Genomic DNA, 15,545 nt, shown 5'->3' with positions numbered 1-15,545 from the left:
GCGGGGGGGGCCCGGGGGGGGGGGGGGGGGGGGGGGGGGGGGCGGCGGGGGGGGGGGGGGGGGGGGGCGGCGGGGCCGGGGGGGGGGGGGGGGGGGGGGGGGGGGGGGGGGGCCCCCCCCCCCCCCCCCCCCCCCCACGGCGGCAAGCCCGCTTTGTTGCCGCGGGCCGCGTGCGAACAGCGCCCGCAAGTTGACTCCTTCGGTCTTCCCGAAGAGGTCAGCGACCGTACCGCTGGTAGCGGCTTTGCCGCAGTCACCCTCTGTTGACGGCGCACAACGTCGACGGGCAGGACGTGCGCCGAGGTTGGGCACGTGCGGCCAGTGGTGGGCGCAGACGGTGCCGGCGTCTCGGTCGGTTTCGGCGTACCAGGCGAGGTGGCCGCCGAGCACCCGTTCGACGGCCAGGTCGAGGCCGCCGTATCGGGTGCGCAGCGATCCGATGCGCGGGGCTTGGTGGTCAATCACGCACCTCCCGCCCCGGCGCGGCCACCGCGTGTCCCAGGGGCGGCGTGAAAGTCACTGCACGACGGCCCGCCTTTGCGTCGACACTGGCCGCTCGTCGGCGGGTATTCGCCCGATGCAGGAAGACGTGCCGGCGCAGGATCACTGTCCGGCGTCGTTGGCGCGCGCCGACCCGCGGCGAGTCGCCGCCTCGGACGCCACTGTGGTCGATCGCGCGGCTGGCGCGGCGAGGCGCGGCCGAGTTCCGGTCAAGGTCCCGTCGGGGAGCCCGGTGTCGAGCTCCGGGATGGCGGTCCGGCTGCCGCTAGGGTCTGCCTCGTGAGCGGCGGCTTTGATCTCCACGACGAACTCGCGCGGGGCGTTCGTGACGCCTCTGGCGCGTGGCGATTCATCCGGCTCTTTGCCGCGCGCTATGCGAGTCCGATCGTGGCCGGCGACGGCCGCGACGAGGGCGAGTTGCGGGCGGCGGAAGCCCGGCTGGGTTTCCCCTTGCCGGCGTCCGTGCATGAGGCATACGCGCTGGTCGGCAGGCGCTATGACCTGACCCGGAGTCAGGATCGCCTGCTTGCTCCGAATGAGGTGGGCGTCGACGACACGGGTGAGGTGCTGGTCTTCCGGGTGGAGAACCAGAACGTGGCGCAGTGGGGCGTTCCGCTGTCGGCGGTGACCGAGCCCGACCCGCCGGTGGTGTTCCGGCTTGATTCGGCCAGGGAGACCGAGCGGGCCTGGCAGCCGTTCCTCGATCGGGTCTCTTTGGCGTGTGTGGAGATGGTGCTGTCGGAGTGGATGTTCTCGGCTGAGATGTTCGCCGACAACCGTGAGCTGGACGATGAGGCCATCGCGTCGCTGGAGAAGCGGTTCCGGCGGCTGCCGATGCCTGACTACCCGTTCTGGGCCGGGCCGGGTGGCAGGCCGATGAGGTGGTTCGACGGGCTGGGGGCGGTCCTGCGTGCGGACGGCGGGGCTTGGTTGTGGGTGCGCGCGGCGACCGCCGACGGCCTGACCGCGGTGCGGCGGGCGTTGCCCGGCGAGTGGTTGATGGACCAGGGGTAGCGAGCTGCGGCGACGGGTGGTCATCAAGATGGACCACCTCCGGTGTCCGTGAGGTCTTCCGGCGTCGGCTGGGCTTGCGGCCGGCGGAAGATCAGCACGTCCTCGTGGGTGATCAGATGCAGCGGGGTGCCGCCGGTGCGGGCCTTGCGCACGGCTTGGAGTTGGAAGAACGACGGCCGGGCGACGAGGTGCCCGTCGCGGAGCGCGGCGAGCAGGGCGACGCACCGCTCGGTCGGGGCCAGGCCGGCGCGCAGTCCGGCGGCGATGACCGCGGAGGGAAGGTCGACGAGCTGACCGTTCTTGCGCCAGGGGCGGGCGGTGACCACGACGGTGCCGCCGGGGCGTAGCAGGGTGGCGCAGCCGGCCAGGATCTGTTCGAACCCGTGGGTGAGGCCGGTGAGGTCGCGGTAGGCGAGGTTGCCGCGGTCGGTGCCGTAGGTGTTGTCGAACTTGGCGACTCCGTCGGTCCCTGGCCGGACGAGGCCGTGGACGGTGGGCCCGTACGGGGGTGAGGTGACCACGAGGGCGACCTGTCCGGCGAGCGCGGCGGGCAGGAGGGAGGCCAGTCGGGTGGCGTCGCCGCGAACCACTGAGGCACGGCCGGTGGCGCCGTGCTGGTGGGCGTGGGCGATGTTGGCGTCGGCGATGTTCGACCAGCGTGGCTCGTATTCGACGCCGATGGCGTCGCGGCCGGCGTGGATGGCTTCGACGAGGGTGGTGCCGATGCCGCACATGGGGTCGAGGACGAGGTCGCCGGGCTGGGTGTAGGCGGCAATGGCGTGCGCGGCGATCGCGGGAAGCATCCGGGCGGGGTGCTTGACGGACTCGGCGATGTAGCGGCCGCGGCGTTGAACCGGTCCGGTCTGCTGGGCGGTGGCCCACACCGACAGCCGTTGTGGTTGGTCCGGTGCCCGATGACGACCGCTGCTCTCGCGGTGGCTGCCGTCGTCGGGGCGCCGGCCGGGGTTGGCGTCCTCAGTGCCCCCGGGCTGACCCTGGCTCGGTGGGAAGGGGGTGTGATCAGCCACGGGGCTCGCCGCCTCCGCGCCGCCGCCGGTTCGCCTGCCTGGTGGCCGGTCCGAGTACGGGGCCGAACACGAGCAGGTCCGCATGGACCTTCAGGTGCGCCACCGCCCACCGCTCGAGGCTGGCTTGCTGGGCGATGGTGAGTAGTTCCTCGTCGGTGACGTGGTAGATGAAGGCGTCACCTTCGGTGTCGGCGGTGACGGCCACGATGTGCTGCAGGTAGCCCAGGCCCACGGACGCGGCGGCGGTGGCCACCAGGGTGAAGTCCTCGGGCCCGGCGGCCGTGGTGGTGGGGACGGTGACGACGAGGACGAGGCAGCCGCCGGGGCGCAGGAGGCGCGCGCAGGCGGTCAGCAGCCATGCCAGCCGGATCCGGTTGGTGGCGTCTGCGGGGTCGAGGGGCCAGCGGGCCACGACGAGGCTGGTCGCCTCCTGCAGTGATGTGCCGTGTCGGGCCTGGGTGGTCGGTTCGGTGGATGGGGGCAGGTCGGGGTCGGTGAGGTCGTCGCCGAACCAGGCGCCCGTGTTCGGCAGGTCCCCGTCAGCGGACGGCGGGGCGGGCGGGGTCGCTGCGGTGGCGGGACCGATGATGAGGCTGGAGACGTCGGTGAACCAGCCGGGGTGGTGCCGGCGACGGCCTGCGTGGCAGACGGCGGCCAGGGCGTGGTCGTCGGTGAGGTCGACGACCGGGTCGCCGGGACGGCTGTAGGCGGCGACCAGCCGGTAGGCGAGGCGGTCGCCGATGCTGCGGCCGGTGTCGGCGTTGGTGCGGGCGGTGCGCCACACGGTGACCGGCACCGGTGGGTCACCGGCGACCACGTCGGTCAGGGTCGGGTCGGCGTCGGGTGGGTCGACGGGCTGGGCAGGGTCGTGGGGGTGCTGCGGCGTGTGCTCGCTCATGTGGATGTGGGCTCCGAGCCGCGCCGTGATGCGCTGACACCCTCAAATCGGCGTTTGTCAGGCGTGGCGGACACGCCTTCGGTCTGACGGAGGTCTGACAGCACCGCCGGCCGTGAAAGCGTGGCGCCCCGGATCGGTCAAACCGTGTCCGGGCGGCTGTCAGGCCCGCCCTGACCGACGGCGACGGACAGCCATGGCGGCAGCGGTGGATGACGCTTGGGGTGGCCGCCGCTGTCAGACATTCGCCGGGTCGTGGTCGCCGCGCGCGTGTCAGGTGCAGCGCGGTGAGGCGGCCTCGTCGACGACCGTCACGTCTGTCATCCGTCGGTGCCGCTGTCAGACCTGGTGCAGCCGCCGTGTCAGACGCCGTGCCACGTTTCGCCGTATCGGTGGTGTCCGACAGCGGAATGCTGTCAGAGACGGCCACGGCGGCACCGTGCGACGGTCAGGCCGCCGTCAGGTTCGGTTTGAGGGGCCGGCGAGGCTGTCAGGTCCGCCGACGCGGTTGGTGTCACCACCGGGCTGCCGATGTCGACGCGCAGGTCAGAGCGGACTTGTCAGGCCGATGTCAGGATCCGGCGCGGACGGCGACCGTTGCCTGCATTGGTGCGTGCCGGTGCGGTGCCGTCGTGCTGGCCTGGACTGTCAGAGGTCTGTGAGGGCGCTGTGGCGCAATCGTGTCTTCCGCGCCGGTGTGACACCACCTCGGCGTGTCGTCGACGATCGCCTCTGGGAGTGTGTGACATGACCGTGTCCGACTCGAATTGGCCGGACTCGCCGCTGGACGCTGTCGAGGCCGCCTTCGCGGCACTGACCACGGGCCCCGAGCCCATGACACTCGACCTGGACACGCTCGGACCTGGCACCGGCTTGCCGGCCGGTGTCATGACACTGCCTGCGCTGCGGGACTGGTTGTTGCACCATCCGCGCGCCTACCCGGCGCGTGACGCGGTGTGGCGGGGCCTGGTTCGCCGCGCTCGCCTGGACGGACCGTCCTGGGTCATCGCGGCGGTGGCGATGGCGATGCCCGCGCTGCGCCGGCATGCCGGGCGACTGCACGTGGGTTGGTCCGGTGACGGCGCCGACCTGGACGCGGAGATCCTCACCGGTTTCCTCACCGCGTTGCGCGACCGCGTTGACCTGGCCAAGCCGGCCCCGTACGCCGCGTTGTGCATGGCCGCCTGGCGGGCCGGTCACGAGATGCTGCGCCGCGCGGGCACCGCGGTGCCGGTGCAGGACCTGGAGCAGGTCATCGGCCCGCGCGCCCCGCATGTTCCCTACGGCCACCCCGACCTCCTCGTTCGCCGGGCCGCCAGGCTCGGTCTGCTCGAGGCCAGTGACCTCGAGCCCTACATCGACCTGCGGCTTGGGGGCAGAGCGATCGAACCGATCGCCGCGCGTCTGGGCATCACCGTCGACGCGTTGCGTAAGCGGATGAACGGCATTGACCAGCGCCTTGCCGAAGCGCTCGCCATGGGACTGCTCAGCGGTGTCGTCTCGGCCAAGGCTCGCGAGTGTCTGCAGCACCAGTCCGCGCACCGCGCGCGGACTCGCACCGGCCGCGCCGGCGCCCGGCGGAGCGTGCCTCGGGCAGCCGCCTGACCTGCGAAGCTCTTCGCTGCGGCCTGGCGGCTTCGAAGGGCCCGGAGGCAGGGCGCCGCGTGGTCAGGGCCGGGTACGGCTACCCGCTACTTCACGACCCGGAACCGCAGGTGCGTGACCGCGTCGGAGGCGATCACCTGCGTGCGCTCCAACTCGATGTGGCCCAGGTCGTCCAGCAGCCGGGTTCCGGCGCCCAGCACGACGGGCACCAGGTTGATCTGCAACTCATTCAGCAGCCCGGCGCGCAGGAACTGCCGTCCCGTCTGGGCGCCCATCACGATCACGTCCTTGTCGTCGGCCGCGTCCTGGGCGGACTTGAGGGCGGTCTCGATGCCGTCGGTGACGAAGGTGAACGTCGCGCTCTTCATAGCGAGTTCGTCACGGGCCTGGTGGGTGAGTACGAAGGTCGGTGCCGGATACGGGGTGTCCTGCCAGTGGGGCAGTCCGACGTCGAACGTGCGCTTGCCGACCACGACCGCGCCCACCGAAGCGAACGTCGCAGCGATGACCTCCTTGTCGCGCGGGTCGGGACGGTCGGTGAACAGCCACTCGTGCAGCCGCATGCCGCCCTTTCCCATGGGATGTTCCGCGCCGATGTCGGGGCCGGCGACGAAGCCGTCCAACGACATGCTCTTGTACAGCACCACGGTGCCCATCGAGACCCCCTGAACGTTGTCTTCAGGGTTGGACCGTCCGGCCTCCCAGAACTCATCGGCGACGCCGCGTCGGTGCCAGATTCAATGAGACGGAGCACCGAGCGGGCCGGGCATCACGATGCCCGCGCGTGGGGCGCCGCTGGTGGTCAGACGAGCGCCGTCGCTGTCAGACCGGTGTCAGGTTCGGGGGTGTCCGGCAGAGCTGACAAACGCCGGTTTGAGGGTGCGGAACTCCTCCGCGGCGCCACATGAGGCGCTGGGAGGTTCCGCCCGCCGCCGGGCCCGAGGTGGGGGCTGATGCGAGCCGGGCGCCTCGGGTGCCGCGCCGTCTTGGTGCGCTGACACCTCACCGATTCCCGCTACACCCGACAGGGAGGACGCGCTCCTCCCGAGGGACTGTCGCGGCTCGCCGACGCTCCGTCTCCAGTGCCCGGCGGCGGCCCTGTCGACATCCTTTCGACGCCCACCCCTCGCTAGATCGAGGGGTGGGCTGGAGGTGAACCCGCCCATGTGCCGCATCCGCGCACGTCTTCGTGCCCTCACCAACTTTCACGCTTTCCGCCGCGCCGTCACGGTGGCCGTCACGATCGTCCTGGTCGTGGCGGCGCCGGCCGCCGCGCACGCCGATGCTGGGTCGCCGGCGATCGTGGCGGTGAACTCGCTTCCGGTCGTCATCGCCAATCTGCGGGCCTGGCTGATCGGCATCCTCGCCGCCCTGGCCACCTTGTTCCTCGTCCTGGCCGGCGTCTACTGGGCCACCGCCGGGGGCGACCCGGCGCAGGTCGAGCGGGCCAAGGGCGCACTGAAGAACGCCCTGGTCGGCTACGGCCTGGCCGTCCTCGCGCCTGTCCTGTTGCAGGTCGTCCAGGGAATCGTCGGGGGCTGACCATGGGCTGGCTACTCGACCAGATCCTGGACTGGCTGTCGGCGGCGATCCTCGCGAGCCTGGACGCGCTGTTCGGGGTGATCAGCAGCGCGCTGCTGATCACCCCGAAGGTCACCGCCCTGCCGCAGGTGCAGGCGCTGACGGGCCGTTCGGTGCTCGTCGTCGACACCGTCTTCGTCCTCGCCTTCGTGGCCGCCGGGGTGCTCACCATGACCGCCGGCGGCAGTGAAACCACCCGCTACACCGCCAAGGACCTCATTCCGAGGCTGGTCGTGGGGTTCTTCGCCGCGCACTTCTCGCAGCTGTGGTGCGGCATGCTCATCGACCTGGCCAACGCCCTGACCGGCGCGCTCACCACACCCGAGGGCGACAGCGACGGCGCGCTGCGCGCCATCAAGACGCACATCCTCGCCGGGCGGGACACCACGGCGGTGCTGCTGTTCGTGATCTGCGTGGCGATCATCGCCGTCCTGCTCGCGGGCACCGCGTTCAGCGTGATCGTCCGCTTCGCCGTCGTCATCGTCCTGACCGCCTTCGCGCCACTGGCCCTCGCTTGTCACGCGCTGCCGCAGACCGAACCGATCGCCCGCATGTGGTGGCGCTCCTACACCGGCGTCCTCGCCGTGCCTGTGGTGCAGGGCTTCACCCTCTACGCCGGGCATTGGATGCTCACCGACCCCGAGCACCTACTGCCCGTGCTCGGACTGCCGGTGGATCCGGGCGGCGCGATCAACCTGTTCGTCGTCATGGTCATGCTCTGGACGACGCTGCGGGTGCCGTCGCTGATGCGCCGCTACGTGGCCACGGGCAACAGCGGCCGCGGGGTGAACATGCTCGGCGCGGCAGTACGGGTCATCGTCGTGCAGCAGGTCACCCGTTCCGTTCCAGGCCTCGGCCGCGGGCTGAAGGCGGTGGGCCGATGAGCCGCCACGACGACCGCGCCGATGCGGGCCGGGTGCGGATGCCGGCGGACGTCGACGCTCCCGACAAGGTGCTGTACGGGCTGACGTTCCGGCAGCTGGCGATCCTCGCCGTCGCCGCCATCGCCTTCTACGGCGCCTGGCGGACCCTGCACACGTTCGTTCCCGCGCTGGTACTGGTCGGCGCGGCTGTCGTGCTCGGCGGTCTCGTGTTCGGCGTGGCCGTGGGCCGGCGGGACGGCCTGCCGCTGGACGTGTGGCTGCTCGCCGCCGTGCGGCACTCTCGGGCGCCGCAGGCGCTGTCGACGACCGACACGACCACCGCGGTGCCGGGCTGGGTGCAAGCCCCGGCGTCGAATGTGACCCTGCCGGCGCCGTTGACGCTGCCCGCCGACGCGATCGACGACGGCGGGGACATCTGCCTGGCCGGGGCGCGCGCGGCGATGGTCGCCGCCACCAGCGTCAACCTCGCCCTGCGCACCCCCGATGAGCAGGCAGCGCTGGTGGACACATACGGCCGATGGCTGAACTCGCTGTCCGCACCGACGCAGATCGTCGTGTCCGCCCAACCGGTGGACCTGCAGGGCGCCGCCCGCACCCTCGCCGAGGCAGCCGAGCAGCTGCCGCACCCCGCCCTGGCGGACGCGGCGGCGGACCATGCCCGTTTCCTCGACGACCTCGCCGCGCGGCGCGATCCACTGCGCCGGCAGGTCCTCATCGTCACCCGCACTACCGGCGGCGAGCGCGCCGCCCGCCGGCGCGCCGAGGACACCGTCCGCGCGCTGGCCGGCCTCGGCGTCACCACCCGGGCCCTCGATGGCGCTGCCGTCACCGCCGCTCTCGCCGCCGCGGCTGACCCCTATCGGCCGCCCCGACCCGGCGGCCTCGCGGGCCCCGACGCCGTCATCACCGCATCCGCGTCGCACCAGAGTCACCGACCCGAGAGGAGCTGACAGGCATGACGAAAAGCAACCACTCCCACCCGGGCGAGCAGGGCAGCCCGGTGCAGGGGCTGACCGCGACGGTCGCCCCCACTTCGGTGGAGGTGACGCCCCGGATGCTGCGCGTCGGCGACGGGTACGCCGCCACCCTCGTGGTCACCGGCTATCCGGCCGAGGTCGGCCCGGCCTGGCTCGAGCCGCTGCTGTCCTGGCCGGGCCGCCTGGACCTGGCGTTGCACATCGACCCGTTGCCCGCCCCGGTCGCCGCTGCCGGGCTGCGCACCCAGCGGGCCCGCTTCGAGTCCTCCCGGCGCGCTGACGCCGGGCGGGGCAAGCTACCCGACCCGAGCGTCGACGCCGTCGCCGAGGACGCGGCGGACCTCGCGCAGCGGCTCGCCCGTGGCGCGGCGAAACTGTTCCGCGTCGGCCTCTACCTGACCGTGCACGCCCGCACCGAAGACGAGCTCCTCGAAGCGTGCGCGCAGGTAAAGGCCGCCGCCGCGTCCACCCTGATCGAGGTGCAACCGGCAACCTGGCGGCACCTCGCAGGCTGGAGCACCACCCTTCCGCTGGCGACGGACTCGCTGGGGATGCGGCGCACCATGGACACCGCCGCCCTCGCTGCCGCGTTCCCCTTCGCCTCCGCCGACCTACCGGCGCCGCTGCCCGGCGACCCGCCCGCCGAGGGTGGGGTGCTCTACGGGGTGAACCCGGACTCGCAGGGCATCGTGTGGTGGGACCGCTGGGCGCAGGAGAACCACAACAGCGTCGTCCTGGCCCGCTCCGGCGCCGGCAAGTCGTACTTCGTGAAGCTGGAGATCCTGCGCAACCTCTACCAGCAGGTGCAGGTCGCCGTCATCGACCCCGAAGACGAGTACCCGCGCTTGGCCGACGCGGTCGGCGGCACCGTGGTCCGCCTCGGCGCAGCCGGGGTGAAGATCAACCCCCTGGATCTGCCGGCCGGCGACACCCGCCCGGACGTGCTCACCCGACGCGGCCTGTTCCTGCACACCCTCGTCAGCGTCCTGCTCGGGCAGCAGCCGCCGCCCGCCGAACGGGCGGCCCTGGACCGAGCGATCCTGGCCGTCTACCGGGCCGCGGGCATCACCCCGGATCCCGCCACCCACCACCGGCCCGCCCCGCTCCTACGCGACCTCGCCGACTGCCTGCAGACCGACGACGACCCCGCCGCGAGGCAGCTCGCCGCCCGCCTCGCACCGTGGGTGCAGGGGTCGTTCTCGGACCTGTTCGACGGTCCGAGCACTACCCGCCCCGACGGGCATCTGGTGGTGTGGTCGCTGCGGCACCTGCCCGACGAGCTGCGCACCGTCGGCACCCTGCTCGCCTTGGACGCGATCTGGCGGCAGGTCGACGCCCCCGGCCGGTCGGCCGTACGGCGGCTCGTCGTCGTGGACGAGGCGTGGCTGCTCATGCGCGACGGCGAGGGCGCCCGGTTCCTGTTCCGCATGTCCAAGGCCGCCCGCAAACGCCACGCCGGCCTGACCGTCATCACCCAGGACGTCGCCGACGTCCTCGGCACCGACCTCGGCCAGGCCGTCGTCGCCAACGCCGCCACCCAGGTGCTGCTCAAGCAGGCGCCGCAGGCCATCGACGCCATCGGCGAGGCATTCGGGCTCACCGCCGGCGAGCAACGCCTACTCCTCGCCGCCCGGGTCGGCACGGGGTTGCTGATCTCCGGCACCAACCGGACCAGCTTCGAGGCCGTCGCCTCCCCCGCCGAGCACCGGCTCTGCACCACGAGCCCGAGCGAACTGGCCGACCTCGACGGAGGAGACGAGCTGTGAAGTGCTCCCTCGCCACGTACCTGGCCTTGCCGGCGGCCGAACCCAGCCCCTCCGCGCCCGGCACCGATGTCCTCACACCACCGACGGGCGCCGCGCGGTGGGTGCTCGACGCCGCCGGCTGGGCGGCGCAGCGGCCCTGGCTGCTCGCCGTCGCGGCGAGCATGCTGGTCGCCTCCGTCGCCGGCCGCAACCTGCTGCAGCTGTGGCGACACCGCCGGCACGCCGTCGGCGCCCGCCTGGTCACCATTGCTCCCCCGCCGGAGGTCGACCCGCACGGCGCCGCGGCGCTGTGGGCCAACCTCGCCGGCACCCTCACCCCGTCGCGCCGGCGGCGGCTGCTCTACGGCAGCCCGCACGTGGTGTGGCAGTACTCGTGGACCGGTCGACGGCTGCTCATCTCTGTGTGGGTGCCCGGCACCGTCGCGCGCGGCGCCGTGGAAGCCGCCGTCCGCGCCGCCTGGCCCGGCGCCGCCTGCGCGGTCGAGGACACCGCTCCCCCGCCGATGCCGTTGGATGTGCCGGCGGCGGTGGGCGGTCACCTTCTGCCCATCGCCGCCGAGTGGCTGCCGCTGCACACCGGCCACGACAACGATCCGCTGCGGGCGCTGATGTCCGCCGGCTCCCAGCTCAAGGCTGACGAGTACACGTGTGTGCAGGTCCTGGCCCGGCCGGCCGCGCCCCGTCGCGTGTCGCGGGCCCGGCGGGCCGCCGCCCGATTGCGCGACGGCAAAACCGCCGTCCCTGGGCTCAACCCGGCCACTCCCCTGCGGTGGCTCGTGGAGTTGTTCCTGCCCGGCAGCGCCGCCGGCCCCGCGCGATCAGCTCCGGCCGGGCGGCGCGACCCGGGCGTGGAGCGCGATGTGCGGGCGATCCTCGACAAGACCTCCCACCCGCTGTGGGAGACCGCCGTGCGCTACGCCGTCGGCAAGGACAGCCGGCGCGGGAGCACGGACCAGCGGCCCCGGCTGCTGGGCATCGCCGACACGATCGCGTCGTCCTTCGCGATCTATTCGGGCCGCAACCGCCTCGTCCCTCGTACCCGCATGTCGTCGCCGGCCGCGGTGCTGGCGTCGCGGCGTCTCGGCGGCGGGTTCCTCACCTGCACCCCGGAACTGGCCGCGCTCGCCGCGCTGCCCCGGGACCTGGCCGTGCCTGGGCTGGATCGGGCGCGGGCGAAGTCGATGCCCGCCCCGGTCGCCGTGGCCAGCGGCGGGCGCGGCATGAAGGTGCTCGGTGACGCGCAGGTCGGCGGTCACGGTGTGGCCCTGGCCGTGCCGGATGCCCGCTACCACCTGCACGTTGTGGGGGCCACCGGCTCCGGGAAGACGACGTTGCTGGTGAACATGGCCGTCGATGACATCACCGCCGGCCGCGGGACGGTGGTCATCGACCCGCACGGCGACATGGTCCTGGACATCCTCGACCGGCTCCCGGCATCGGTCGCGGACCGGGTGGTGCTGTTCGACCCGGACCAGCCGAACCCGCCGACGATCAATCCGCTCTCCGGCGACGACCCGGATCTGGTCGTGGACAATCTGGTGTCGATCTTCGGGAACATCTTCGCCAAGGCGTGGGGCCCGCGCATGGACGATGTCATGCGGGTGGCGTGCCTGACCCTGCTGCGGCACGCCAACGTCACCCTGCAGCACATTCCGCCTCTGCTCAACTCCGCCCAGTTTCGCTCGGCGATGACCGTTGACCTCGATGATCCGGCCGGCCTGTCCGGGTTCTGGCAGTGGTACGACGAACTGAACCCCGCCCTGCGCTCCCAGGTCATCGGACCGGTGCTCGCCCGCCTCCGGGCGTTCCTGCTGCGGGACTTCGTCAAACGCACGATGCGATACCCGCGCTCGAGTTTCGACATGGGTGAGGTCCTCGACGGCGGGGCGTTGCTCGTGCGCATCCCCAAGGGTCAGCTCGGGGAGGACACCAGCAAGCTGCTCGGCTCCCTGGTGCTGGCGCAGGTGTGGCAGGCGGCCACCGCCCGGGCGAAGATCGCACCCGACAAGCGGCGCGACGCCACCCTGATCATCGACGAGGCGCAGAACTTCCTCACCCTCGCCAACAGCCTGGACACGATGCTCGCCGAGGCCCGTAAGTACCGGCTGTCGCTGGTGCTGTCACACCAGGACCTCGCCCAGTTCCCGAAGGACCTCCTCGCGGCGGCGTCGGCGAACGCCCGAAACAAGATCTATTTCTCCTGCGCGCCGGAGGACGCGCGGGTCCTCGCGCGGCACACCCTGCCGGAACTCGACGAGCACGACCTGACCCACCTCGACGCCTACACCACCGCCACCCGCCTGGTGGTGGCCGGCCGACAAACCCCGGCGTTCACCATGAAAACCCGCCCACCCAAGCCGTTGGTGGGTGAGGCGGCGGCGATCCGGCAGGTCGCGGCGCGCGCGGTCCCGGCGCAGGACACCAGCGCGGTCGACGCTCTGGTCGACCGGTACTCCAGGCCGCCCGACCAGACGCGCACATCCCGTCCTCGGGGCGACAAGGGCAAGCCCTGAGCGACCTTGGCGCGGGTGCGGCAATCCCTTCGGCATCTGTCAGCCGTCCGGCAGGGGTTTCCCTCACCCCTTCCGCGGACGCTTCCTCAGCCCTTCACCACCGGATGTCCCTCACCGCTGACAGGTCCGCCCGGACAGGGCTGTCAGTGCTGCACACGGCGTCCGACCGGCACTGGCCGCGACCGCCGCCGATTCCAGACACCCCTCCCACGGAGGGGATCCATTCCTTCCCCTGAAAGGGATTCCACTCGTGTCGACCGACCGTCCCGTCTTCCACCCGCTGTCCGCCAACCCCCGGGTCCTCGCCTCCCGCAGCAACACCAACCGCCGCTCCCGGCTGGAACACCTTCGCCGGCTCACGCTGCGCGACCGTCAACTCCTCGCCTGGCTCGCCGAGCACTATGTGCTCTCGACCGACCAGATCGCCGAAGCGCTGTTCACCTCCCGCCGCTCCGCTCGGCTGCGGCTGGCCACCCTGCACGGCATCGAGGCCGTCAGCCGCTTCGTGGACATCACCACCGGCGACGGGCAGTACCTCTACGCCCTCGGCCCGCTCGGCATGCTCGTGCACCCGACCGCCTACAACGACCCGGACCGGCCCGACGCCCGGCCACCGCGCAGCAGCATCGAGCGCACCGAACGCATCGTCGGCAGCCGCAAACTCGCCCACCTGCTCGGCACCAATCAGCTGTTCGTCGACCTCGTCGCTCACGCGCGCGGCCACCAGGATGTGCGGCTGGCGAGGTGGTGGTCTGAGCAGCATGCGACCGCCGCCTACGCCATCGCCGGCATCCGTCCCGACGCCCACGGGGTGTGGTGTGTCGGCGACCGGCAGGTCGGGTTCTTCCTGGAGCACGACAACGGCACCGAGTCGCTCGCGGTCGTCCTACGCAAGCTGCGCGGCTACGAGCGCCTCGCCCAGTTCGGGCCCCGCTACCCGGTGCTGCTGCGGGTGCCCAGCCGCCGCCGGGAGGCCAACCTCCAACGCGCCCTCGCCGGGGTGCCCACCGTCATGCCCATCGCCACCGGCCTGCACGACGAACACCCCGCCGGACCCGCCTGGGCTCTCGCCTCCGACCCCGGGCCGCGCCGCTTGCTGCATGAACTGCCCTCAGACCACGGCCCTGACCACACCGCCACCAACCCGCACCGGTACACCGGAGACGCCGATATCAGCTGAGGAGCGGGGCGGGCCCCTACAGCGCTTGATCGAGGCGACCTCCTGGGCTAGGTCCGCCGCGACGCACGTCGGTCATCTGCCGTGACCTGCTCTCGGTCGCTGCGGCCGGCGCACCAGGGTTGACCCTTCGTGGCCGTCTGCGTCCGTCAGATCGGGCACGCAAGCCTGGGCGCTACTTGTCCTCGGCAACCAGGTGGGGCGCGTAGCCGAGGGCAAGCTCTCTCACCTCTAGCTCGCTGAAGATCAGGGTGAGGCTGTGCCCATTCATCTCAATGCGGACCTCGTGGAAGTCGATCCCAACTTGCTCGGCCCATTCTTGTGCACGCCGGGAGTCGGCAACCAGTTGCGCTCCCGGGTAGAGCGCTTGCCATCTCACGGCCCACACGTAGCCGTCGAGGTCCGGCCCGATGTCCGGGTCCGTCAGCCGTTCATCTAACGACTTGCGCCAGGTGTCCGGGGTCAGGGCCGTGCTCGCCTCGGCCTCCACGCAATGCTTGAAGAGTTATCGGAGGTGTGCCGGCTGGATGCCGGTCCTCGGGTCGGCGGTCACGTAGACGATGACCTCGTAGTCGCGCATGTAGTTGGTGTAGGCGTGGTAAATCACCGCCTGGTCGAACACGTCGTCCAGTGCTCGGCGCAACTCGGGGATCTCCACGCCGCCTGTTCTACCAGGCGCGCCGCCGGCCTTGGGAATAGAAGAAGATCACGGATGGCTGGTCAGGTGGACCCGCGACTGGTCAGCCCGTCCATGGTTGTCGGGCGTCGTCGGCGACTGCGGCTGTCCTTGGCAGTACCGATGGCTGTACGGGCGGCCGACGCTGACCTTCTTATCCGTAGCCTCGGCGGTGCTGTCCCAATCGGTCCGGACCGGCGCTTGACCCCTGGCACAGAGCCTGCTGGCGTCCTCGCCCGTGCGTCACAGTCCGAGGCCGTTGCTGTCAGTCGCTGCTGTCAACGCGGCCCGGGCATTTCCTCCGCGAGCATGTGTCCAAGCCCGGTGGTTTGGTGGACACGACGCTGAGGTATTTCCATGTCTCGCCGCCGCCACAGGCCAGGGGTAGGACAGGCATGCCGATGATCACCGTTCGTCGCGCCTTTGACGCTGGTGGCGTTCTGCGGCGTATGAAAATCGAGGTTGATGGGCAGGTCGTGGCGCGCCTGAAGCGCGGCGCCGCCCAAAGCGTCGACGTAGCACCAGGCCGGCATGTGGTACAGGCTCACTTGGACTGGCAGAGCAGCGAGCCAGTTGAGGTGCACCTCGTCGGCACCGAGACGATCGGTTTGGAGGCCGCCATAACGGAACGGTCGATGACCTTCACGGCGACGTTCCTACGGCCAGAGACCGGGCTCGACCTACGGATGGTATGACTGGCGCATTACGAGATCAAGTTGCCCACCTCGGTCTACCTGCCCTAACCGCACCTGGCCTGCGAAAATCCCTCTCGGCATCTCTCAGTGTCGGTGGTCGCGGTCCGCCCTCTTGAGGACTGAATGAGGACTGATGCAGTGCGGTGCCGCCATCTGATCCGTAGATTCCCAAGACCACTCCGCAGCCGTTCGGCAACGTCCGCCTCGCCCTGGTCGCCGCGCTCTCGGCGCCT

Annotated in this window: 14 protein-coding genes; 9 read left to right on the top strand and 5 right to left on the bottom strand. The window is 71.6% G+C overall.

From position 1 onward, the window contains the following. Positions 1-780 precede the first annotated feature (780 nt). Entirely contained in the window at positions 781-1,515 is a 735-nt protein-coding gene (locus ACFYPD_RS27175; protein ID WP_387119217.1) for a hypothetical protein, read from the top strand. Between the two features lie 23 nt (positions 1,516-1,538). Here ACFYPD_RS27175 and ACFYPD_RS27170 read toward each other — a convergent pair whose 3' ends face one another. Together ACFYPD_RS27170 and ACFYPD_RS27165 are read right to left on the bottom strand one after the other, a co-directional pair. Then, the gene (locus tag ACFYPD_RS27170; RefSeq protein WP_387119214.1) at positions 1,539-2,543 is read right to left on the bottom strand and encodes a TRM11 family SAM-dependent methyltransferase; all 1,005 of its coding nucleotides are present in this window, start codon (positions 2,541-2,543) and stop codon (positions 1,539-1,541) included. Continuing rightward, entirely contained in the window at positions 2,536-3,441 is a 906-nt protein-coding gene (locus ACFYPD_RS27165; RefSeq protein WP_387119211.1) for a hypothetical protein, read from the bottom strand. Before ACFYPD_RS27165 ends, ACFYPD_RS27170 begins: the two co-directional genes overlap by 8 nt. 744 nt (positions 3,442-4,185) lie before the next feature. Here ACFYPD_RS27165 and ACFYPD_RS27160 point away from each other — a divergent pair. Next, complete coding sequence (locus ACFYPD_RS27160; protein ID WP_387119208.1) at positions 4,186-5,043, top strand: hypothetical protein; 858 nt, start codon at positions 4,186-4,188, stop codon at positions 5,041-5,043. An 86-nt stretch (positions 5,044-5,129) separates the two neighbouring features. Here ACFYPD_RS27160 and ACFYPD_RS27155 read toward each other — a convergent pair whose 3' ends face one another. Continuing rightward, positions 5,130-5,699, bottom strand: coding sequence for a dihydrofolate reductase family protein (locus ACFYPD_RS27155; RefSeq protein ID WP_387119205.1), 570 nt, complete (start codon positions 5,697-5,699; stop codon positions 5,130-5,132). A 508-nt stretch (positions 5,700-6,207) separates the two neighbouring features. On the opposite strand from ACFYPD_RS27155, the gene ACFYPD_RS27150 reads away from it, so the two are divergent. The 6 genes from ACFYPD_RS27150 (at position 6,208) to ACFYPD_RS27125 (ending at position 13,944) form a co-directional block, all read left to right on the top strand. After that, a complete protein-coding gene (locus ACFYPD_RS27150; RefSeq protein ID WP_387119202.1) occupies positions 6,208-6,585 on the top strand; it encodes a pilin in 378 nt (125 codons plus the stop codon). Positions 6,586-6,587: 2 nt separating this feature from the next. Continuing rightward, positions 6,588-7,508, top strand: coding sequence for a hypothetical protein (locus ACFYPD_RS27145; protein ID WP_387119199.1), 921 nt, complete (start codon positions 6,588-6,590; stop codon positions 7,506-7,508). Next, positions 7,505-8,458, top strand: coding sequence for a PrgI family protein (locus ACFYPD_RS27140; protein ID WP_387119196.1), 954 nt, complete (start codon positions 7,505-7,507; stop codon positions 8,456-8,458). Before ACFYPD_RS27145 ends, ACFYPD_RS27140 begins: the two co-directional genes overlap by 4 nt. Before the next feature lie 5 nt (positions 8,459-8,463). Further along, a complete protein-coding gene (locus tag ACFYPD_RS27135) occupies positions 8,464-10,251 on the top strand; it encodes a VirB4 family type IV secretion system protein (protein ID WP_387119193.1) in 1,788 nt (595 codons plus the stop codon). 161 nt (positions 10,252-10,412) lie between these two features. After that, a complete protein-coding gene (locus tag ACFYPD_RS27130) occupies positions 10,413-12,764 on the top strand; it encodes a type IV secretory system conjugative DNA transfer family protein (RefSeq protein ID WP_387119398.1) in 2,352 nt (783 codons plus the stop codon). Between the two features lie 337 nt (positions 12,765-13,101). Beyond that, entirely contained in the window at positions 13,102-13,944 is an 843-nt protein-coding gene (locus tag ACFYPD_RS27125; protein ID WP_387119395.1) for a replication-relaxation family protein, read from the top strand. 172 nt (positions 13,945-14,116) lie between these two features. Here ACFYPD_RS27125 and ACFYPD_RS27120 read toward each other — a convergent pair whose 3' ends face one another. Then, entirely contained in the window at positions 14,117-14,431 is a 315-nt protein-coding gene (locus tag ACFYPD_RS27120; RefSeq protein ID WP_387119190.1) for a hypothetical protein, read from the bottom strand. Between the two features lie 15 nt (positions 14,432-14,446). After that, a complete protein-coding gene (locus tag ACFYPD_RS27115; RefSeq protein WP_387119188.1) occupies positions 14,447-14,599 on the bottom strand; it encodes a hypothetical protein in 153 nt (50 codons plus the stop codon). A gap of 413 nt (positions 14,600-15,012) precedes the next feature. Between ACFYPD_RS27115 and ACFYPD_RS27110 the strand changes: the two genes are divergently transcribed. Beyond that, complete coding sequence (locus tag ACFYPD_RS27110; protein ID WP_387119185.1) at positions 15,013-15,312, top strand: hypothetical protein; 300 nt, start codon at positions 15,013-15,015, stop codon at positions 15,310-15,312. Positions 15,313-15,545: the final 233 nt, after the last annotated feature.

This window comes from Micromonospora sp. NPDC005299 (assembly GCF_042872345.1).
Classification (GTDB): Bacteria; Actinomycetota; Actinomycetes; order Mycobacteriales; family Micromonosporaceae; genus Micromonospora.
This window is presented reverse-complemented; position numbering and strand designations above follow the sequence as displayed.

What these genes read in the sequence shown, in the direction of transcription:
- ACFYPD_RS27160 (WP_387119208.1), top strand. Translation starts at nt 4,186, where the DNA reads ATGACCGTGTCCGACTCGAATTGGCCGGACTCGCCGCTGGACGCTGTC.
- ACFYPD_RS27135 (WP_387119193.1), top strand. Translation starts at nt 8,464, where the DNA reads ATGACGAAAAGCAACCACTCCCACCCGGGCGAGCAGGGCAGCCCGGTG.
- ACFYPD_RS27130 (WP_387119398.1), top strand. Translation starts at nt 10,413, where the DNA reads ATGCTGGTCGCCTCCGTCGCCGGCCGCAACCTGCTGCAGCTGTGGCGA.
- ACFYPD_RS27110 (WP_387119185.1), top strand. Translation starts at nt 15,013, where the DNA reads ATGCCGATGATCACCGTTCGTCGCGCCTTTGACGCTGGTGGCGTTCTG.
- ACFYPD_RS27150 (WP_387119202.1), top strand. Translation starts at nt 6,208, where the DNA reads ATGTGCCGCATCCGCGCACGTCTTCGTGCCCTCACCAACTTTCACGCT.
- ACFYPD_RS27165 (WP_387119211.1), bottom strand. Translation starts at nt 3,441, where the DNA reads ATGAGCGAGCACACGCCGCAGCACCCCCACGACCCTGCCCAGCCCGTC.
- ACFYPD_RS27145 (WP_387119199.1), top strand. Translation starts at nt 6,588, where the DNA reads ATGGGCTGGCTACTCGACCAGATCCTGGACTGGCTGTCGGCGGCGATC.
- ACFYPD_RS27140 (WP_387119196.1), top strand. Translation starts at nt 7,505, where the DNA reads ATGAGCCGCCACGACGACCGCGCCGATGCGGGCCGGGTGCGGATGCCG.
- ACFYPD_RS27155 (WP_387119205.1), bottom strand. Translation starts at nt 5,699, where the DNA reads ATGGGCACCGTGGTGCTGTACAAGAGCATGTCGTTGGACGGCTTCGTC.